We start from the raw sequence: 19,812 nt of genomic DNA, 5'->3' as shown, positions 1-19,812 counted from the left end.
AGTGGTCAGAAGGTACGTGCCAACAGGTCGAGCAGCGCCGCCCAGTGACGCTCGTCCGCCTCCTTGTCGTAGGCCGCCGTGTCGGACTGGGTGTAGCCGTGCGGCGCCCCGGCGTACACCTCGCAGCGGTGCCGGACACCGGCCTCCGTCAGCGCCCGCTCCAGCCGCTCGATCTGCTCCCCGGGCAGCGAGTGGTCCTGGTCGGCGTGGCCGAAGTACACCTCGGCGGTGATCCGGCCGGCCACCAGGTGCGGACTGTCCGGCGCGTCCGTCGCCAGCCGGCCGCCGTGGAACCCGGCCGCGGCGGCCACCCGGTCCGGGTAGGTGCCGGCGGTACGCAGGGACAGCGCCGCGCCCATGCAGTAGCCGGTCACCGCGGCCGGGCCGCCGGCCACCGCGGGGCAGCCGGCGAGCCACCGCAGATACGCGTCGGCGTCCCGCATCGCCCGCTCGGGCGTCAGCTCCAGCATGATCGGCCTGAGCTGCTCGAAGACCTCCGGCCGCGCCCCCGGATCGATGAACTCGGGCAGCTCGACCACCGGAGCACGGCCGTGCCGGTAGAACAGGTTCGGCACCAGGACGGTGTAACCCGCCTCCGCCAGCCGGTCGGCCATCTCCCGCAGCCGCGGACGGACACCGAAGGCGTCCATGTAGAGCAGCACCCCCGGCCGGGGTCCCCCGTCGGCGGGATGCGTCAGATACGCGTCGGCGGTGCCGTCCCCGGTGGGGATGCCGACGGTCGTTCCCTGTACGGCGGTCATGACTGCGCTGCCTCTCGAAGGGTGTGGATCACGCCCATCGTGGCACGCCGGCCGGGCGCGGCGGACGGCGCGGCGCCCTCACTCGAACCGGGTGACGTCGCCGGCGCCCCGCCGTACGATCTCCGCCTCGCCGCCCGAGAAGTCGATCACCGTGGTCGGCTCGGTGCCGCAGTCGCCGGAGTCGAGGACCGCGTCCACCTGGTGGTCGAGCAGGTCCTTGATCTCCCAGCCCTGGGTCATCGGCTCGTCCTCGCCGGGCAGCAGCAGGGTGCTGGACAGCAGGGGCTCACCGAGCTCCGCCAGCAGGGCCTGGGTGACGACGTGGTCCGGGATGCGCACGCCGACCGTCTTCTTCTTGGGGTGCAGCAGCATCCGCGGCACCTCCTTCGTCGCGGGCAGGATGAACGTGTAGCTGCCCGGGGTCGACGCCTTCACCGCGCGGAACACGTCGTTGTCGATCCGTACGAACTGGCCGAGCTGCGCGAAGTCCCGGCACATCAGGGTGAAGTGGTGCCGGTCGTCCAGTTTGCGGATCGTACGGATCCGGTCGATGCCCGAGCGGCTGCCCAGACGGCAGCCGAGTGCGTAGCAGGAGTCCGTGGGGTACGCGACGAGGGCGTCGGAGCGGATGCTCTCGGCGACCTGCGCGATGGTACGCGGCTGGGGGTTGTCGGGGTGCACGTCGAAGTACTTCGCCATTCACCGAGCTTATGCCGCCCGTGCGCCAGGACCGCACACGTCGGCCCCGGGGCCCGGTGCGCCGACACGCCGGGATGAGTCGCGCGCACGAGTGGGGTAACGTCCCCGACCTGGGCCGGGGACGACGAGCGGACGAGGGGAAGGCCGAGGTGGCGGGCCGTAGGGACGGAATCCGGCAGGCGCCGGAGGCGGCCGGGGAGGATCCGGCGTGGGCGCGGGAGCTGCTCGAACATCTGCGTCCGGCCGGGCGGGACGCCCGCAGGGTCGTCGACTGGCTGGCCGCCACCGCGCACGCGGAGGTGTCCCTCCAGGACGCCGCCGGGGCGCTGCTCGCCGGGACCGGGCTGCCGCTGGACGAGTCCCTCGTCGCCGGCCTCGGCTCCGGCCGGATCGCCTCCGCCGCCTGGGAGGGGGAGGGGCGCCATGTGCGCCTGGTGCGGATCGGGCACCCCTCGGGGGCCCGTGTGCTGGCCGTCTCCCGCGAGGCCCCCTTCGACCGGCACACCTCCGACGTCGTCACGTACACCGCCCAGGTGATCGAGCTCCTGCTGACCGCCCACGAGACCGCCGCCGCCGGACACCGGCTGCGGCGGGCCACCGCCGATCTGCGCCTCGCGATCCTGCAGCTGCTGATGGTCGAGGACACCGTCGCCGCCCGCCGGGTCGCCGCCGGACTCTGGCCAGGGCTGCTCGACGCCGACACCGCCTGCGTCTACGTCGTCGAGTCCGCGCCCGCCCTGCGCGACCGGCTCGCCGCGGAGTGCCTGGACACCACGCGGGAGGAGGCGCTGGTCGTGCGCTGCCCTGCGATGGACGGGCACGTGATCGTCGTCAGCCCCCGCGAGGCGACCGCCGGCGAGCTGCGGTCGCTGGTCGAACGGCACCCGGGCACCTTCCTCGGCGGCAGTGTGTGGCAGAGCCTCGCCCGTACCGCCACCGCGTACGGGCAGGCCGTCAGCGCCCTGGCGGTGGCGCGCTTCCGCGCCGACAAGACGGCCGTGTACGCCGAACGCACCCACCCGGAGCGGCTGATGGACCCCGCCGCGCTGCGCGGCTGGGCGGCACGGGTGCTGCGCCCGCTCGACGCGCTGCCGCACCACACCCGCGCCGAACTCCTCGCCACCACCCGCCTCGGCCTGGAGTTCACCGCCGTCAACACGGCCAAGATCCTCGGCGTCAGCCGCAACACCGTACGGGCCCGCATGGAACGCGTCGAGACCATGCTCGGCGCGGACTTCGACGACGTCACCGCCCGCGCCGTGGTGCACCTGGCGCTGCACACCCAGATCAACCTCCTGGACGGGCGGGCGGCCGGCGACCCCGCGGCGCACTCCCCGGGCCTCGCCGACCTGCTGGCCGGCCCCGCCGTCGGCGGCTGGGCGCGGGAGCTGCTGGGACGGCTGGAGGGGGACACCCGGAACGTGCGCCGCACCCTGCGCACCTGGATCGCCGCCGGGGGCAACGCCGAGCGGGCCGCGCAGAGCCTGGGCGTGCACGCCCAGACCGTGCGCGAGCACGTGCGCAGCGCCGAACCGGTCCTGGAACGCCAGTTGCTGGCCACCGGGGCCGACCTGTACGAGGTCGTCCTGGCCCATCTGGCGGCGGGTGACCTGGAACAGCCGGTCCTCACAGGCGGGTGAACCGGGCTTTTCGGACTCAGTTGTGCACGGATGAGCCCTCCGGCGGCCACAACGGGCACCGGTGCGGTACACAGGACCGCCCCACTCCGAATAGTTTCGGCAGCACGGCGGGGGCACGACCGGAACGGGGGACCGGTCGCGCCCCCGCCCCTTCGTCGTTGTGTGCCTCCGGCGCGGACGGGTACCCGGCCGCCGCTGTGGAGGCCCGCCCCCGGCATCGTGTACCGAGGCGGACGGGCCCGTGACGAGCATCGCGACGAGGAGGCCCGGATGACCAGCGAGACGGAGACCGGCGGCGTCACCGGCACGCAGGACAAGGACTACAACCTGATCTGGTACGTCGAGGCGTGCCTGAGCAACGCACTGCGCCTGGAGAGCTACATCCAGGACGCCGAACGCGCCAAGGACACCGAGGTCGCCGACCTGTTCCGCAAGGCCCAGGCGGACAGCCGCAAGGGCGCGGAACTCGGCAAGGGGCTGCTGCGCGCACGCCTGAACGGCGGCTGAACACGCCGCTTCACAAGGCCCGGCCACCGCGGACGACCACGGCGGCCGGGTCCGTGCCGTCCCGGGGCACCGCTTCCTCACCCGACCTGGCGCAACCGGCCGCTCCCCGAGTCGCCGACCGTGGTGATGCGGGGCAGCATGGCCCTCGTACGGACGGCATCGCAGGGACGTCGAACAGCGCAAGGAGCCCACGATCATGACGGACGTTTCGAGCCGGGGCCCCGCTCCGGGCGACGACCGCAAGGTACTCACCAACCGGCAGGGCCATCCGGTCTACGACAACCAGAACCAGCGCACCGTCGGCTCCCGCGGCCCGGCCACGCTGGAGAACTACCAGTTCCTGGAGAAGATCAGCCACTTCGACCGGGAACGCATCCCCGAGCGCGTGGTGCACGCCCGCGGCGTCACCGCCTACGGCTACTTCGAGGCGTACGGGAAGTGGGGCGACGAGCCGGTCTCCCGCTACACCCGCGCCAAGCTCTTCCAGGAGGAGGGCAAGCGCACCGACCTGGCCGTCCGCTTCTCCACCGTCATCGGCGGCCGGGACTCCTCCGAGGCCGCCCGTGACCCCCGCGGCTTCGCGGTGAAGTTCTACACCGAAGACGGCAACTGGGACCTCGTCGGCAACAACCTGGGCGTCTTCTTCATCCGGGACGCCATCAAGTTCCCGGACGTCATCCACGCCCTCAAGCCCGACCCGGTCACCTTCGAGCAGCAGCCGCGCCGCATCTTCGACTTCATGTCGCAGACGCCCGAGTCGATGCACATGCTGGTCAACCTGTTCAGCCCGCGCGGCATCCCGGCGGACTACCGCCACATGCAGGGCTTCGGCGTGAACACCTACAAGTGGGTCGACGCCGAGGGCAACACCAAGCTGGTCAAGTACCACTGGATGCCCAAGCAGGGCGTGCGCAGCATGACCGTCGAGGACGCGGCGAACGTCCAGGCCGACGGCCTCGGCCACGCCACCAAGGACCTGTACGAGGCGGTGGAGCGCGGCGAGTACCCGGAGTGGGAACTGCTGGTCCAGATGATGGACGACCACGACCACCCGGAACTGGACTTCGACCCGCTGGACGACACCAAGACCTGGCCCGAGCAGGACTTCCCGCCGAAGCCGGTGGGCCGGATGGTGCTGAACCGGATGCCGGACAACTTCTTCGCCGAGAACGAGCAGATCTCCTTCGGCACCGGCGTCCTCGTCGACGGGCTGGACTTCTCCGACGACAAGATGCTCGTCGGCCGGACCTTCTCCTACAGCGACACCCAGCGCCACCGGGTCGGCCCGAACTACCTCCAGCTGCCGGTCAACCAGGCCAAGCACGCGGACGTGCGCACCAACCAGCGCGACGGGCAGATGGCGTACTTCCAGGACAACGGCGGGGAGAATCCGCACGTCAACTACGAGCCGTCGATCACCGGCGGTCTGCGCGAGGGCGAGTACCCGACGCACGACGACCAGGGCCCGGAGATCCGGGGCCGGCTCACCCGCAAGCGCATCGAACGCACCAACGACTACCTCCAGGCGGGCCAGCGGTACTGCCTGATGGAGGACTGGGAGCGCGACGACCTGGTGAAGAACTTCGTCACCCTGATCTCCCAGTGCGACCGGCCGGTCCAGGAGCGCATGGTGTGGCACTTCCTGCTGGTCGAGAACGACCTCGGCCGCAGGGTCGGCGAGGGCCTCGGCATCATGCCGGAGGACGTCGCCCACCTGGAGCCCCTGGCGAGCCAGGACCTCACCGACGAGGACCGCAAGCGGCTGGCGAGCCTCGGCGACAACCCGCCCCGTGACGTGGAGGGACTCACCATGACCCACTGCGTCCCCGACGAACGGCACGTGGTGACCCGGTGAGTCACCCGGCCGACCGCGCCACCGCGAGCGCCTGTCCGGCGTAACCGCGGCCGAACAGCACGGCGTGCACCAGCAGCGGGAACAGCTGGTGCACGCCGACGCGCGTCCGCCACCCGTCGGCGAGCGGCGCCACCTCCCGGTAGCCGTCCAGCACCGCCTCCAGATGGGGGCAGCCGAACAGGGCGAGCATCGCGAGGTCGGTCTCCCGGTGCCCGCCGTGGGCGGCCGGGTCGATCAGACGGACGTGCCCGTCGGCGCCCCAGAGCACATTGCCGTTCCACAGGTCGCCGTGCAGCCGCGCGGGCGGCTCGGCGGGCCCGGCCAGTTCCGGCAGCCGCTCACAGACCCGCTCGACGACACCCGCCTCAGCGATGGTGACGGTGCCGTCGTCGACCGCCCGGCGCAGATACGGCAGGACCCGGTGCCCGGCGTACCAGCCGGGCCAGTCGTCGCCGGTGACGTTGCGCATCGGGGCGAGCCCGATGAACGCCTCCACCGGGCCACCCGGCGGCGGCGCCCCGAAGGCCGGCGCGCCGGCGGCGTGCAGCGCGGCCAGCTCCCGGCCGAACCGCAGCGCCGCCTCCCGCCCGGGCGGGCCCTGCGCCACCCGGTCGACGACCAGCCGGTACGCGTCGTGACCGTGCACCACCGGAACCCGCACCGTCCCGGCCTCGGCCAGCCAGCGCAGCCCCGCCGCCTCGGCGCGCGCGGCCTGCGCTCCGCCGGCGCTCTTGACGACCACCACCCGGCCGTCGTCGAGGGCGACCTCGGCCAGTGAGCCGGACAGCGTACGCACACCGGTCACCGCCCGTCCGGTGAACCGGGCCGCCACGGCCCCGGGCCCGTCACCGTCCCGGACGGCCGGACCGGGAGGGAAGCTCATGGGCGGACTCCTCACGTACGGGCGAGCGGTCGTGCCCAGGGTATGGGCTCCCCGCACGCCCGCGTTCGCCGTCGGCCGGTCACGCGGGACGGTGAAATCCCGGCCGCCGCCGATCGAAGGAAACCGCGCCGGGGGAGCACTCGGAGCATGACGAGTTCATCGTTCCAGCGCACCCTCACCCTGCCCGCCACGCTGTGCGAACAGGCCGCGCACCATCTGGAGCAGGCCGCCCGGCGGACCGTGGACGGCGCCGGAATCCCGTTGAAGGCGTTCCGAGCGGCCGCCGACAGCGACTACACCCTCCCGGTGTCCGTGGTGGAACAGGCGGCGGGCTGCCTGCTGGTCCTGGCCACGGAGACCGCCCAGACCGTACGGCCCTCGGCCCTGCGCACCACCATCGGCGTCGCCCTGTGCCTGCGCGACGCCGTCCAGGCCGTCCACCGGCCCGCGCTCACCACCCGCTTCTGGTGAGGGCGTGCCGAATGGTCCCCGCCCGGCGGGGAACCCGGCGCACCTCCACCACCCACACCTCCAGGAGAAGGCATGAGTCTGTTGCGCGTCCTCGGCCGGCCGATGCTGGCGTCGATGTTCGTCGCGGGCGGGCTGGATTCCGTCCGCAATCCCCAGAACGTCGCCCCGATCGCCGAGTCCGTCGTCAAGCCCGTCACCGACCGTGTCGCGGTGCTGCCGGACCGCACCGAGGACGCCGTACGCCTCAGCGGCGCCGTCCAGGTCGTGGGCGGACTGCTGCTGGCCACGGGACGCCTGTCCCGCCCGGCGGCGCTCGCCGTCGCCGTCACGCTCGTGCCCACGACGCTGGCCGCCCACCGCTTCTGGGAGGAGGAGGACCCCGGTCAGCGCATGCAGCAGCGCATCCACTTCCTGAAGAACCTGTCGATGCTCGGCGGTCTGCTGATCGCCGCCGACGACACCGGCGCCGCCCCCTCACTGCTCTGGCGGAGCCGGCACGCCGCCCATGATCTGCGCCGCGACGCCCACCTCGTACGCCGGTCCGTCCGGGCCGGGGCCGGTCCCGCCGCGGCGGCCGGCCGGGTCCGGGCCAAGCTGTCCTGCTGACGCGCGGACCGCGTTAGCTCCCCGGAGTCGGGGGGACTCGTCGGCGGGTGGACCCGGCCGGGTGCCACCACGAACCGGAGGTGAGAAGGACATGGGACACGGAGGCAACGTCATCGACGAACTGGTGACCGATCACCGGGAGGTCGAGGAGCTCTTCGGCAAGATCGAGGCACTGCCGCCCGGCCACAAGGACCGCAAGACGTACGCCGACCAGGTCACCATCGAGCTGGTCCGGCACTCGGTGGCCGAGGAGGCGTACCTCTACCCGGCCGTGCGCGAGCACGTGGAGAACGGGGACGCGCTGGCCGACCGTGAGCTCGAGGACCACGCCACGGCCGAGCGGACGATGAAGGAGCTGGAGGGCTGCGACGCGGGCGACGCCGAGTTCGACCGGCTCATCGGCGCGCTGATGAGCGAGATCCGCGAGCACGTCGCCGACGAGGAGCAGAACCTGTTCCCGATGCTGCGCGCCTCCTGCTCCCCGGAGGCACTCGACCAGCTCGGTGACAAGGTCCGGCAGGCGAAGAAGACGGCCCCGACCCGGCCGCACCCGTCCGCCCCGGACAAGCCCCCGGCGAACAAGCTGCTGGCACCGGGCGCCGGCATGGTGGACCGGGTCCGGGACGCGCTGAGCGGACGCGGCAGGCTCGGCTGACGCCAGGGGCGCACACGGGGACACGGAGGGAGGGGCCCGTCACACCGGTGACGGGCCCCTCCCCCGTCCTTGTGAGCAACCACACTCACGGCCCAAGTCCCCTATACGAGAGCACATTTGACGTCCGCGTCCCCCTGACCACCGGCTGCCCGGAACCGACTCGGCGGTCCCTTCTGCCACGATGGGCCGCGCCCTTCCGGGCGACGGGAACCGCCGCGCAGCGCAGCCGGCGTTCCGCTTCCCGCGCCCCTCCGCTGAGTCCTCCGACTCGTCCCCCCGAGTAGCGCATCTGTGTCTTCCTCGCTCCCCCCTGCCCAGCCCGAGTCCCGCTCGCCCTGGCGCTCCCTGCGGCACCGCAGCATGCGCTGGTGGTCCGTCGCGAACTTCGTGTCCAACGCCGGTACGTGGATGCAGCTCACGGTGCAGAACCTGCTGGTCCTCCAGATCACCGGGTCCGCCGCCGCCACGGGTCTGTCCATGTCCGTGCAGGCCGCCCCGGCCCTGCTCATGAGCGTCCTCGGCGGCGCGGCGGTCGACCGCTGGCCGCGGAAGCTGACGGCCGCCGTCAGCCAGGCGCTGCTGGCCGTGATCGCGTTCACCACGGCGACCCTGGTGGCGCTGGACCGGCTCGACATGACGTCCCTGATGGTGCTGGCCGCCGTCACCGGCATGATCGCCACCGTCGACAACCCGGCGTGCGCCCTGCTGGGCAACGACCTCGTCCCCGCCGAGGACGTGCCCTCCGCCATCGGCGTGGGCGCGCTGGTGTTCAACGCGGGCCGGCTCGCGGGCGCCGCGCTCGCCGGGGTGACGGTCGGGTTCCTCGGCACCGCCGCCGCCTACTTCGCCAACGGGTTCTCCTTCCTGTTCGTGACCGCGGTCATCCCCTTCCTGCGCCCGGCGGCGGGAGCGGTCCGGCACGTCGTCGAGAAGGGCGGGAAGGGCGAGCGTCCGCGGAACGCCATGACCGTCCGCGAGGGGATCGCCTTCTTCGCCCGCCGGCCGCGGCTGCTCGCGCTCGCCGGGGTGACCGGCATCAGCGCGGTCTTCGGCCGCAACTACGGGCTCACCCTCGCCGTCCTGGTCACCGGGCCGCTCGCGGGCGGCGCCGGGGCGTTCGGCACGGTGTCCACCGTCCTCGCGGTCGGCGGCATCCTCGGCGCGGTGCTCGGCGCGCGGCTGCGCCGGCCGTCCGTGCGGCTGGTCGGCGCCCTCGCGGCGACGGGCGCGCTGCTGCAGGTGGTGGCGGGAATGTCACCGTCGCTGGCCGTGCTGCTGGTGCTGGTGCTGCCCATGGCCGTCGTCGAGTCCGTCTCCGACACCGCCGGAACGGCCGTCCTGCAGACCGACCCGCCCGCCCATCTGCGCGGACGCGTCCTGGGCGTCTGGGGCAGCGTCGGCACGGTATGGAGCCTGGGCGGCCCGCCCGCCCTGGGCCTCCTCATGGAACTGGCCGGCCCCCGCGGCGCCCTGATCACCGGCGGCCTGATCATCGCCGGCTCGATAGCGGCAGGCCACCTCCTCCACACCCGCCGCACCCAGGCCTCGGCCGTCCTCAGCCGGGCCACTCTGGAAACAGCCGCGTAGATCCAGCCCTTCTGGGGGTGCCCCCTTTGGGGGAGTTTGAGGAGCGGGGTCCGGGGCGGGACGGGAAGGGGCGGCGGGGCGAAAAAACCTCCCCGCCCCCCGCTCACCCGTCCGGCGCTTGAAGGGCGACCGCCGCCGCCTCAGCCGCCCGCCGGGCCAGCAACGTCGTGGAGCGCCCGTCCAGATACGGCAGCACCACCGCCTGCCCACCCCAGGACCGCAACACCCCCGCCTCCGGCAGCTCCTGCACGGAGTAGTCCCCGCCCTTCACCCACACATCCGGCCGCAACCGCCCCAGCACCACCTCCGGGGTGTCCTCCTCGAACACCACCACCGCGTCCACGCTCCCCAGCGCCGCCAGCACCCTCGCCCGGTCCGCCGCCGGCGTCAGCGGCCGCCCCGCCCCCTTCCGCCGAGCGACCGACGCGTCGGAGTTCAGGCACACGATCAGACAGTCCCCGACCCGCCGCGCACTCTCCAGCAGTCCGACGTGCCCGGCGTGCACCAGATCGAAGCAGCCCCCCGTGGCGACCACCGTCCCCCCGCGCGCCCGCACCCCCTCCGCCAGCTCGAACGCGTCGGCGGCGGACCCGTGCGCGGGCCCGGGCACGGCCGGCGCGTGCCACAGGTCCGGGTTCCCCGCCCCGCCCGCCGCGACGAACGCCGCCGCCTCGGCGACCGCCCGCTGCAGCGCCTCCTCCGGCAGCAGCCCGTCGGCCAGCGCGGCGACGGCCGTCGCGGCGAAGCAGTCACCCGCGCCGCACGGATCCCCGTCCGCCCGGAACGGCGCCGGGATCAGCATCGGCGTACCCCCGCCCGGCCGGGTCAGCAGCACCCCGCGCTCGCCGAGCGTCACGGCGACACCCGCCGCCCGCCAGCGCTCCGCCAGCTCCGCCCCGCGCTCGGCGAAGGCACCCAACGACGCCCCCGGCGCCCCGGACGCCCCCGGCGAACCGGCGCACAGCGCGACCGCCTCAGCCGCGTTGGGCGTGACCAGGCGCGCCCCCGGCACCGGCGGGTCGCCCTTGGGATGCGGGTCCCACACCAGTGGCGTGTGCCGGGCCGCGTCCTCCAGCTGCGGACGCACGGCCCCCGCGGTGTGCCGTCCGTAGTCCGCGACGAGGACGGCGTGCGCGCCCGCGAGCGCCTCGCGCACCGCGTCGTCCGGCTCGCCCGGCGTCCCGCCGCCCCGGTCGATGCGCACCACGGGCCGCCCGCCCGCCAGCACCCGCGTCTTCACCGGCAGCGTGCCGTGCAGCGGCAGCTCCAACAGCCGGATCCGGCCGCTGAGCTCCCGGCGTACGGCCTCGCTGGCCGGGTCGTCGCCGAGCGCGGTCACCAGCACCACGTCCCGGCCGCCGCGGGCCGCGAGCGCGGCGGCCAGCCCGGCCCCGCCCGGGTGCCGGCGGTCACCGGTGACGTCGACGACCGGGGCGGGCGCGTCCGGGGCCAGCCGGGTCGCGACCCCCTCGATGTCCTCGTCGAGCAGGACGTCCCCCACCACCACCAGCGGCTTCGGACCGGTCATGACATCCTCCCGGGGACGGCCACCGCACCGCGCGCGAGGGGCGCGGCCACGGCGGCGTCGAAACACTCGCAGAGCAGGTGTACGGCGACCAGATGCGTCTCCTGGACGGTCGCGGTGCTGCCCGCCGCCACGCACAGCGCCTCGTCGGCGGCCTCCGCCAGCGGGTTCGGGCCGGGCCCGGTGAGCGCCCAGACCCGCAGCCCGGCCTGCCGGGCCGTCACCGCCGCCGCGATCAGATTGGCGCTGCGCCCCGACGTGGACAGCAGCATCAGCACGTCGCCGGGACGTCCGTGGGCGGTCACCTGGCGGGCGTAGACGTGGTCGAAGCCGTAGTCGTTGCCGATGGCGGTGACGCTGGAGGTCTCCGCGTGCAGGGCGAGCGCCGAATAGGCGCGCCGCTCCCGGCGGTAGCGGCCGACCAGCTCGGCGGTCAGGTGCTGGGCCTGGGCGGCGCTGCCGCCGTTGCCGGCGGCCAGCAGCCGTCCGCCGTCGGTGAGCACGGCGGCGAGGCGTCCGCCCCAGTCGGCGATCCGGGGCAGGCCGCTTCGGCAGAAGCCGTCGAGGGCCTCCTGGAGCGACCGGCAGTGCAGCCGGGCGGCTTCGAGGGCGGAGTCTTCGGTCATGGCGTCTCGGGCGCACCGCCTCGGGGGACGGCGGCGGCACCCGCACCTCCTTCCAACGTCGGACGTCGGCGGTTCAGCCGGTCCCGGTCGCGGCGGGCTCGGCGTCGAGGACCTCGCAGTACGCCTCCTCGGTGGCCGCGGCGACCCGTGCCCAGCCGTAGCGGCTGAGCACCCGGCGACGGCCGGCCGCCCCGCACGCCTCCCGGGCCGCCGGATCGGCGAGCAGCCCGGCCACGGCCCCGGCCAGTGCCTCCGGGTCGCCGGGCGGCACCAGCCGGCCGGTGCCCGGATCGGCGACCGTGTCGAGCTGGCCGCCGACCGCGGTGGCCACCACCGGACGGCCGCAGGCCATGGCCTCCAGCGGGACGATTCCGAAGGGCTCGTAGTCGGCGGGGCACAGCACCACGTCGGCGGAGCGCAGCAGCGCCGGCACCCGCGCGGCGTCCACCCCGCCGGTGAACCGGACCCGGCCGGCGACCCCGGCGTCCCGCGCGACGCCGCGCAGCCGCCGCACCTCCGGGTCCTCGCCGAGGAGTTCCGGTGGGGGCCCGCCGACCACCACCAGCTCCGTGCCGGGCAGCCGCGCCAGCGCGGCCACCGACACCGCGGCGCCCTTGCGCGGCACCAGCCGCCCGAGCTGCACCAGCCGGTACCGGAACGGGCCGCGCGGCGCGACCGGGCCCACCGGGGTGAACCGGTCCGTGTCGACACCGCACGGCACGACCCCGATCCGGTACGCCGGCACACCCATCCGGATCAGCTCGGCGACCTCGTCCCGGCAGGTGGCGACGATCCGGTCGCAGCCCAGCCCCACCTCGATCTCGCAGCCGATCCGTTCCGGCGGACTGGTGTCGGCGGCCCGCTGGTGCCGGCGCTTGACCGTGCCCAGCGCGTGATAGGTGTGCAGCAGCGGCAGCCCCAGCTCCCGGGCCGCCCCCAGCGAGGCCAGCCCCGACATCCAGTAGTGCGAGTGCGCCACGTCCGGCGTGCGCGCCCGCCACTCCCGGGCGAGCCGGCGCCCGAACTCGTCCATGTACGGCAGCAGCCGGTCCTTGGGGACCGGCTCGGCGGGGCCCGCCGGGACGTGGTGCACCTCGACACCCTCGCGCAGGGTCACCCGGTCGGGCAGCTCGGGCGCGTCGCGGCGGGTGTGCACGGTGACGCGGTGGCCGCGGTCGGCGAGCGCCCCGGCCAGGGCGGCGACATGGACGTTCTGCCCGCCGGCGTCCACCCCGCCGAGGGCGGCGAGCGGGCTCGCGTGTTCCGAGACCAGGGCGACGGACAGCACGCCCGGGGCGAGCGGGCCGGAAGCGGGGGTCATGGGCGCACCTCCGTGATCGGTCGCGGCACAGGCCACGGCGGAATGTTCCCGGGCACCCCGGACCGCCGCCACGGCCGGACGCCGGCTGTCCCGGCCGCGGTCGTCCGCCGGACCGGACGGGCACACCGGCCGCACGGCGGGCGGACCGGGCGGCTTCCCCCTGGTGGCCGTACGGCCCGGGTGCGGGGGTCCGCCACGGTGGAGGCCGTGCGCCCCGCCGGCCGGGACGCGGCCTCGGCGGGGCCGGCGGGTCGGCCGCGGAGGGCCACGAACGGAGGGGCCGCTACCGGGGGCGGCCGGCGGGACGGGCGGGTCACGACAGGAGCCGTTCGTCGGCCGACGGGGAGTGCGCGGGCGCGGGGGAACCGGCCCGGTGCGGGCGGGACCGTGCCGTGCGGTGCACGACGTGGCCGCGCAGCCAGTGCCAGGTCGCGGCGGGCGGGACGAGCACGCTGGTGAGGACCGTCGTGACGATCTCGTCGCGGGTGCGCGGGCCCGGCAGGATCCGGGCGAGGGCGAACTCGGCGGTCCCCGCCAGCCACCCGGTGGCACACGCCACCGCCGTACGCGGCCGGCCGGACAGCAGACAGCCCGCCGCCGTCAGGCCCGCCGCGGTCAGCGCCAGGTGCGCGGGCAGCCGGCCCCGCGGTGCCTGTGCCCGCTGCCACCAGCCGCGCCCGTGCAGCCTGGTCATCAGCACGTCGTCGGCGTTGCCCGCCTGGAGCCGTACGGAGATCCAGCGCCCGGCCGGCCGCACCGGGTGGGCGGTGGTGCGGCGGCCCTCGGACAGGGTCCAGCCGGCGTCGAGCACCCGCAGCGCCAGGTCCGCGTCCTCCCGGAAGGCCCTGCGGAACCGTTCGTCGAAGCCGCCGACGGCCTCCAGCGCCCGGCGCCGGTACGCCATGTCGGCGGTGATCCAGCGGGCCCGGGCCAGCCCGGCGGTGCCCCGCTCCCAGTCGGTGGGCGGCCGGTCCGGCGGCAGGGGCACCTCGATCCGGGCGGCGATCCCGGCGGTCGCGACGCTCGCCCCGGCGAGGTCGAGCGCCAGGTCGTCGGCCCAGGTGGGGCCGGGCACCACGTCGTCGTCGAGGAAGACGATCCACGGCGCGTCCCCGGCGGCCCGCCACCCGGTGTTGCGGGCGGCGGCCGGACCCCGCGCCCCGCCGGGTACGACGAGGGTGCGCGAGCGCAGCGACGGCGGGACGGCGGCGGTCAGCGGCGCACCGGCCCGATCCGGGCGGTCGTCGACCACCACGACCCGTACCGGGCCGGGCCCGTCCGCCTCGGCCAGCGCCCGCAGGCACCGGCCGAGGCCGGGCCTGCCGAGTGTCGGCACCACCACCGCGTACTCCCCGTCCGGGGCGGCCGGCCCGGTCACCGGGACCCCTCGCCGGCGTCGCCGAAGCGGAACAGATCGCCGCGCCGGATCGCGTACGGGCCGATGGCCAGGAGGTCGACGGGGGAGGAGCCGAAGCACTCCAGGGCGTCGCGAGGGTCGTCCACCATGGGCCGGCCCGCCGTGTTGAGGCTGGTGTTGACGACCACGGGCAGCCCGGTCAGCCGCTCGAACTCGCCCAGCATCCGCGCCACCAGGGGCTCGCGCGCCGGATCGACCGTCTGGATGCGGGCGGTGCCGTCGACGTGCACCACGGCCGGGACACGGTCCCGCCAGGCGGGGGCCACGTCGTGCACGAACAGCATGTACGGACTCGGCAGCGGCCCGTCGAAGATCTCGGCGGCCCGTTCGGCGAGCACCATCGGCGCCACCGGCCGGAACTGCTCACGTCCCTTGACGTCGTTGAGCCGCTCCAGGTTGCCCGCGTGTCCGGGGTGGGCCAGCAGCGAGCGGTGACCGAGCGCCCGGGGCCCGTACTCGCTGCGTCCCTGGAACCAGGCGACGATGCCGTTGCCGGCCAGTGTCCGGGCCACGGTGGCGGCGATGTCCGCCGGCCGCTCGAAGGGGACGGAGGCCGTCTTCAGCCACGCCCCCAGCTCCGCGTCGGACCAGTCCCGGCCGAGGTCGGCGCCGGTCATGGGCTCGGGTCCGTCACCGGCGCCGGCGGACAGCAGCAGGGCGCCGCCGAGCGCGGTCCCCGCGTCCCCGGCCGCGGGCTGCACCCACACCCGGGAGAACGGGCCCTCGCGGGCGATGCGGGAGTTGGCGACGCAGTTCAGGGCGACGCCCCCGGCGAGGGCGAGCACGGAGTGGTGGGTACGGCCGTGCAGCCAGCGCGCCAGGTCCAGCAGGGTCTCCTCCAGTACGGCCTGCGCGCTCGCGGCGACATCGGCGTGGTCCTGGGTCCACGGCTCGTCCGGGCCGCGCGGCGCGCACATCTCGTGCCAGGGCACACCGGTGGCGTGGAAGCCGCCGTCGCCGGTCGGGCACACGTACCGGCGCAGTTCGGGCAGCATGCGCGGGGTGCCGTGGGAGGCGAGGGCCATCACCTTGAACTCGTCGGAGGAGCGCAGGAAGCCCAGGTGCTCGGTGAGTTCCTCGTAGACCAGGCCGAGCGAGTGGGGGAGGTCCTGGGCGCGCAGCGGCTCGAGCCGGTCGCGCACCCGGCGGGCGGCGAGGTGGGAGGCGCGTTCGCCGCGGCCGTCCAGCACGAGGACGGAGCAGTCCCCGGCGTCCGGTGCGGCGAAGGCGCCGGAGGCGGCGTGCGCCATGTGGTGCGGTACGAAGCGGACGAGGCCGGGGTCGAGTCCGGGGAGCGCGGTCCGCAGGAAGCCGGGGGCCTCCCGCGCGTAGGTGAGCCGCAGGTGGTCCCACGGGTCGTCCAGGCCCATCGCGTCGGCGGGGCGGGCCAGCGCCGGGTCGAAGGAGTAGGCGACCGCGTCGAGGTCCTCCGGGCGCAGCCCGGCCCGTTTCAGACACCAGGCGGCGGCCTGCTCGGGCAGCTCCCAGGCGGAGAACGGCAGCGGGCGCTTGCCGTGCTTGCGCCGGGAGAATCTCTCCTCCTCCGCGGCGGCGACGGTCCGGCCGTCGATCACCAGGGCGGCCGCGGGGTCGTGGAAGAGGGCGTTGATTCCGAGGATGCGCATGGCGGACGGGCCTTTCGCTCAGCGACGGGCTTCGGCGCGGAACCAGTCGATCGTGCGGCGCAGCCCTTCCTCGGCGGCCACCTGGGGCTCCCAGCCGAGCTTGTCGCGGGCCAGCGTGATGTCCGGGCAGCGCACGGCGGGGTCGTCCACCGGGCGTTCGATGTAGCGGACCGCCGAGCGGGAACCCGCGAGCGCGACGACGAGACGGGCCAGGCCCAGCATGGTGATCTCACCGGGGTTGCCGATGTTGACGGGGCCGCGCATGCCGTGGGCGGCCGCCGCGAGGACGCCGGCCACCGTGTCGTCGACGTAGCACAGCGAGCGGGTCTGCAGTCCGTCACCGGTCACGGTGAGGGGTTCGCCGGCCAGGGCCTGCCGGACGAAGGTCGGTACGGCGCGGCCGTCGTGGCCGCGCATCCGCGGGCCGTAGGTGTTGAACAGCCGCACGATGCAGGTGTCCGTGCCGTGGGCCTCCGCGTGGGCGGTGGTCAGCGCCTCGCCGAAGCGCTTGGCCTCGTCGTAGACGCTGCGCGGACCGACCGGGTTGACGTGGCCCCAGTACCGCTCGTCCTGCGGATTCTGCTGGGGGTCGCCGTAGACCTCCGAGGTGGAGGCGAGGACGAAGCGGGCCTCGGTGTCCTGGGCGAGCTTCAGGGCGTTGCGGGTGCCGAGACTGCCCGTCTCCATGGTGTGCAGCGGCAGCCGCAGATAGTCCGCCGGGGAGGCGGGGGAGGCGAAGTGCAGCACCAGGTCGGTCGGCCGGTCGACCGGCAGCTCCTGCGCCACGTTGGCCCGTACGAGCGTGAACCCGGGCCGTTCGAGCAGCGGGGCGATGTTCTCCGGGCGGCCGGTGCTGAGGTCGTCCACGCAGGTGACGGCGGCACCCGCGTCGAGCAGGGCGGCGCACAGATGGGACCCGACGAATCCCGCCCCACCGGTGACGACGGCGTGCTCCCACTTCCGCGATATGACGGTACTCATACCGCCCACCCTGCCCCCCGCTCCCACCCCCGGCCCGCTCGCCTACTGCGTTCCGGTGAATGACAGAACGTGACCCCCGCGAGCCGCGCCCTCCGCGGGCGGTCGTTCCCGCGGGCAGTCGTGCCGCAGGGCGGCACGGGGGGGCGCGACGGCACCCCGCGAGCGCCGGGCCGCGCGAACACCCCCGTCCCGCACCCACGCACAGCATCCCGCGAGCGCAGGGCCGGCAGGACGCCGCGGGGTCACATCACAAGCGTGGCATCCGGATCGAGTCGTCCAAGAAGCGCCGACTGGTGGAGCCCCGCCACCGGAGCCACCAGATCCGGATGCCGCAGCAGCGCCGCCGCCCGGAGATCCGCCTCGTCGGGCGCGACCAGCCGACGGAACTCGGCAGGCACGGCACCCCCCGTGAGCGTGCTCACCGCGAGACCGGCCAGCTTAGGATCGGCCAGCAGACACACCGCCCAGCTGGCCACCACCTCGTCGACCCACGTGCGCCACGCCTCGCCCGAGTCCTCCGCGTCCGCCCCGGTCACCCGGTCGAGCCGCCCCGAACCCCCCGGCCCCGCCAGCCCGACCAGGGCGGCATCCATCTCCGTCGGGTACCGCAGCCGCGCCGCGACGGTCACCGCCTGTCGCGCCTGCGCCTCGCACAGCGCGACGGCCAGCGCCCCGCCGGGCGCGGGAAAGGAACACGTCAGCCACTGCGCCGTCGCCGCGATGACCGGTGAGAGATCTGCTTGCACTGCCGGGCCGCCCGAGCTGCTGGGGTGAAAGGACCGCACGGAACGCTAGCCGCCGCCCCACCCGTCCCGGTATGACCCCGACCTCCTTCGGCACGTGGCCTCGGCCACATCCGAACGGGTGGCCCCGCCCCGCCCGGAGTGTCCCGCCATCCCCCCGGGGCACCCGACGGCGATGGACGTACTCAGCCGCCCCCTGATCGACCGCACCCTGCCGCTGCTGGCCGAGGGCTACGCCTGGCTGCCCAACCGGATGCGCGACACCCCCGGCCCCGTGGTCCGCACCCGGATCCTGGGCCGGCCCGCACTCGCCCTGCGCGGCCCCGAAGCGGTGCGGTTCTTCTACGACGAACAGAACGTGCACCGGCACCGCGCCATCCCCGAACCCGTGCTCGCCACCCTGTTCGGCCACGAGGCGGTGCACACCCTCGACGGCGTCGCCCACCGCACCCGCAAGTCCCTGTTCCTGCCGCTGCTCGCCCCCGGCCGGATCGCCGGCCTCGTCGACCACGTGACCGAAGCCTGGGACGAGGCCGTACCCGCCTGGGGCCGGCGCGGCTCCGTCGTGCTCTTCGACGAGGCGGCCACGGTGCTCACCACCGGGGTCCACCGATGGGCCGGCATACCGCCGGCCGATGCCGACGCGGAGGCGACGGCCCGCGACATGATCGCCATGGTCGACGGCTTCGCCACCGCCGGACCGCGCCATCTGCGGGCCCGGCGCGCCCGCGCCCGGCAGGAGGACCGGCTGGGCCGGCTGGTGCGGGACGTACGGTCCGGCACGGTCACCGCCCCCGAGGACTCGGTCCTCGACCTGGTGTGCCGGCACCGCGACGCGGACGGCGGGGCGCTGGACGAGAAGACGGCCGCGGTGGAACTGCTCAACGTCGTCCGTCCGACGACCGCCGTCGCCTGGTTCGTCGCCTTCACCGCGCACGCCCTGCACAAGTGGCCCGAGCACCGGGCGCCCCTGGCGGACGGGGACGTCCCGTTCACCGCCGCGTTCACCCACGAGGTGCGCCGCTTCTACCCGTTCGTGCCGTTCCTCGGCGGTCTGGCCGCCCGGGACCTGTACTGGCGGGGCGAGTGGGTCCCGGCCGGCGGGCTGGTGGTGCTCGACGTGTACGGGCAGAACCACGACGAGTCGCTGTGGGGCGATCCGTACGCCTTCCGTCCGCGGCGCTTCCTCGAACGGCCCGTGGAGCGCGACGAACTGATACCGCAGGGCGGCGGCGACCCGGCCGCCGGCCACCGCTGCCCCGGCGAGGGGATCACCGTCGGCGTGCTGGAGGCGCTCGCGGTGCGGCTCGCACGAACGGAGTACACGGTGCCGGAGCAGAATCTCGCGATCCCGCTGCACCGGGTCCCGACCCGCCCGCACAGCGGCGTGCTCCTGTCCGGCGTACGCCCGCCCGCCGTCTCCTCGTGATTCCGTACTCCTGCGGCCTGTCGAAGAAGTGACGAAATCGACGTGCGCCCCGGTCCGAGGCCCAGGGATTCCGGCCCGGGGCGGCCGCCCCTTCCGGGGCTTCCTGCCCCACCGCGCTGTGCCCGGGCTTTCGCCTTGGTCCGGCCCGCGCTCCACGAGGCGTTCCACGCCTCCGCCCGCCCGGCGGTGACGATGCGGCGTCCTTCGGCGAGGACGTCGCGGGCCGCGTCGTGGTCGCGGTCGTGCACCGTCCCGCGGGCCCCGCACGTCCACTCCCGGACACGCAGCGGTTCGGGGCCGTCCCGGAATCCGCCGGCCGAGCAGATCTGGGACGACGGGAAGGCACGGCCCCGGCCGCGGTCCGCACCCGCCGCTTCCGCGCCCACGACCCGTTCGTGGCCATCGCGTACGCCCTGCTCGCGGAAGCGGAGCAGTGACGGCCGCGCCCGGGAACGGCGTCGGCGCCGGCCCAGGGCCGGCG

General features: G+C 74.8%; 19 protein-coding genes. 9 read left to right on the top strand and 10 right to left on the bottom strand.

The window, feature by feature from the left end:
• Window positions 1–5: 5 nt before the first annotated feature.
• Together ACFV5H_RS13785 and ACFV5H_RS13780 are read right to left on the bottom strand one after the other, a co-directional pair.
• Window positions 6–761 carry a dienelactone hydrolase family protein gene (locus tag ACFV5H_RS13785; RefSeq protein ID WP_385056203.1) on the bottom strand — a complete coding sequence of 252 codons (756 nt, stop codon included), beginning with the start codon at window positions 759–761 and terminating at the stop codon, window positions 6–8.
• 78 nt (window positions 762–839) lie between these two features.
• Window positions 840–1,460: an L-threonylcarbamoyladenylate synthase gene (locus ACFV5H_RS13780; RefSeq protein ID WP_073935933.1), complete on the bottom strand. Its 621-nt coding sequence runs from the start codon at window positions 1,458–1,460 to the stop codon at window positions 840–842.
• A gap of 74 nt (window positions 1,461–1,534) precedes the next feature.
• Between ACFV5H_RS13780 and ACFV5H_RS13775 the strand changes: the two genes are divergently transcribed.
• The 3 genes from ACFV5H_RS13775 (at window position 1,535) to ACFV5H_RS13765 (ending at window position 5,462) form a co-directional block, all read left to right on the top strand.
• Window positions 1,535–3,100: a helix-turn-helix domain-containing protein gene (locus tag ACFV5H_RS13775; protein ID WP_385056206.1), complete on the top strand. Its 1,566-nt coding sequence runs from the start codon at window positions 1,535–1,537 to the stop codon at window positions 3,098–3,100.
• A gap of 270 nt (window positions 3,101–3,370) precedes the next feature.
• Complete coding sequence (locus ACFV5H_RS13770; protein ID WP_030869562.1) at window positions 3,371–3,607, top strand: hypothetical protein; 237 nt, start codon at window positions 3,371–3,373, stop codon at window positions 3,605–3,607.
• A 196-nt stretch (window positions 3,608–3,803) separates the two neighbouring features.
• The gene (locus ACFV5H_RS13765; RefSeq protein ID WP_385056210.1) at window positions 3,804–5,462 is read left to right on the top strand and encodes a catalase; all 1,659 of its coding nucleotides are present in this window, start codon (window positions 3,804–3,806) and stop codon (window positions 5,460–5,462) included.
• 1 nt (window position 5,463) lies between these two features.
• Here the strand turns inward: ACFV5H_RS13765 and ACFV5H_RS13760 are convergent, their stop codons facing one another.
• Window positions 5,464–6,345, bottom strand: a complete 882-nt coding sequence (locus ACFV5H_RS13760) for a fructosamine kinase family protein (protein ID WP_385194763.1) — start codon at window positions 6,343–6,345, stop codon at window positions 5,464–5,466.
• Between the two features lie 147 nt (window positions 6,346–6,492).
• Here ACFV5H_RS13760 and ACFV5H_RS13755 point away from each other — a divergent pair, with 147 nt between their 5' ends.
• The 4 genes from ACFV5H_RS13755 to ACFV5H_RS13740 all read left to right on the top strand — a co-directional run bounded on the left by ACFV5H_RS13755 (window position 6,493) and on the right by ACFV5H_RS13740 (window position 9,664).
• On the top strand, window positions 6,493–6,816 hold the full coding sequence (locus ACFV5H_RS13755) for a hypothetical protein (protein WP_385056216.1): 324 nt from the start codon (window positions 6,493–6,495) through the stop codon (window positions 6,814–6,816).
• A gap of 72 nt (window positions 6,817–6,888) precedes the next feature.
• Window positions 6,889–7,422 carry a DoxX family protein gene (locus tag ACFV5H_RS13750; RefSeq protein ID WP_385056219.1) on the top strand — a complete coding sequence of 178 codons (534 nt, stop codon included), beginning with the start codon at window positions 6,889–6,891 and terminating at the stop codon, window positions 7,420–7,422.
• Window positions 7,423–7,513: 91 nt separating this feature from the next.
• Window positions 7,514–8,077 carry a hemerythrin domain-containing protein gene (locus ACFV5H_RS13745; protein WP_385056221.1) on the top strand — a complete coding sequence of 188 codons (564 nt, stop codon included), beginning with the start codon at window positions 7,514–7,516 and terminating at the stop codon, window positions 8,075–8,077.
• A 360-nt stretch (window positions 8,078–8,437) separates the two neighbouring features.
• Window positions 8,438–9,664: an MFS transporter gene (locus ACFV5H_RS13740; RefSeq protein ID WP_385194897.1), complete on the top strand. Its 1,227-nt coding sequence runs from the start codon at window positions 8,438–8,440 to the stop codon at window positions 9,662–9,664.
• Between the two features lie 103 nt (window positions 9,665–9,767).
• Here ACFV5H_RS13740 and ACFV5H_RS13735 read toward each other — a convergent pair whose 3' ends face one another.
• The 7 genes from ACFV5H_RS13735 to ACFV5H_RS13705 form a co-directional block, all read right to left on the bottom strand.
• Entirely contained in the window at window positions 9,768–11,192 is a 1,425-nt protein-coding gene (locus ACFV5H_RS13735; protein ID WP_385194761.1) for a PfkB family carbohydrate kinase, read from the bottom strand.
• The gene (locus tag ACFV5H_RS13730) at window positions 11,189–11,815 is read right to left on the bottom strand and encodes an SIS domain-containing protein (RefSeq protein ID WP_385194758.1); all 627 of its coding nucleotides are present in this window, start codon (window positions 11,813–11,815) and stop codon (window positions 11,189–11,191) included. Before ACFV5H_RS13730 ends, ACFV5H_RS13735 begins: the two co-directional genes overlap by 4 nt.
• A gap of 73 nt (window positions 11,816–11,888) precedes the next feature.
• Complete coding sequence (locus ACFV5H_RS13725) at window positions 11,889–13,136, bottom strand: glycosyltransferase (RefSeq protein ID WP_385194755.1); 1,248 nt, start codon at window positions 13,134–13,136, stop codon at window positions 11,889–11,891.
• A 313-nt stretch (window positions 13,137–13,449) separates the two neighbouring features.
• Window positions 13,450–14,514, bottom strand: coding sequence for a glycosyltransferase family 2 protein (locus ACFV5H_RS13720; protein ID WP_385194752.1), 1,065 nt, complete (start codon window positions 14,512–14,514; stop codon window positions 13,450–13,452).
• Window positions 14,511–16,178 (bottom strand): carbamoyltransferase, encoded by a 1,668-nt coding sequence (locus ACFV5H_RS13715; RefSeq protein WP_385194750.1) that lies wholly within the window; start codon window positions 16,176–16,178, stop codon window positions 14,511–14,513. The genes ACFV5H_RS13720 and ACFV5H_RS13715 overlap by 4 nt, the downstream gene beginning before the upstream one ends.
• 18 nt (window positions 16,179–16,196) lie before the next feature.
• The gene (locus ACFV5H_RS13710; protein WP_385194747.1) at window positions 16,197–17,159 is read right to left on the bottom strand and encodes an NAD-dependent epimerase/dehydratase family protein; all 963 of its coding nucleotides are present in this window, start codon (window positions 17,157–17,159) and stop codon (window positions 16,197–16,199) included.
• A gap of 242 nt (window positions 17,160–17,401) precedes the next feature.
• Entirely contained in the window at window positions 17,402–17,905 is a 504-nt protein-coding gene (locus ACFV5H_RS13705; protein WP_385194744.1) for a hypothetical protein, read from the bottom strand.
• 172 nt (window positions 17,906–18,077) lie between these two features.
• Here ACFV5H_RS13705 and ACFV5H_RS13700 point away from each other — a divergent pair, with 172 nt between their 5' ends.
• Together ACFV5H_RS13700 and ACFV5H_RS13695 are read left to right on the top strand one after the other, a co-directional pair.
• Window positions 18,078–19,331 (top strand): cytochrome P450, encoded by a 1,254-nt coding sequence (locus tag ACFV5H_RS13700; RefSeq protein ID WP_385056243.1) that lies wholly within the window; start codon window positions 18,078–18,080, stop codon window positions 19,329–19,331.
• 242 nt (window positions 19,332–19,573) lie between these two features.
• Entirely contained in the window at window positions 19,574–19,768 is a 195-nt protein-coding gene (locus ACFV5H_RS13695; protein WP_385194742.1) for a hypothetical protein, read from the top strand.
• Window positions 19,769–19,812 lie beyond the last annotated feature (44 nt).

Source organism: Streptomyces sp. NPDC059787 (genome assembly GCF_042732315.1).
GTDB classification, from domain to species: domain Bacteria; phylum Actinomycetota; class Actinomycetes; order Streptomycetales; family Streptomycetaceae; genus Streptomyces; species Streptomyces atrovirens.
Note: the sequence above shows the minus strand (reverse complement) of the source record. Positions and strands in the feature narration are given on the sequence as shown.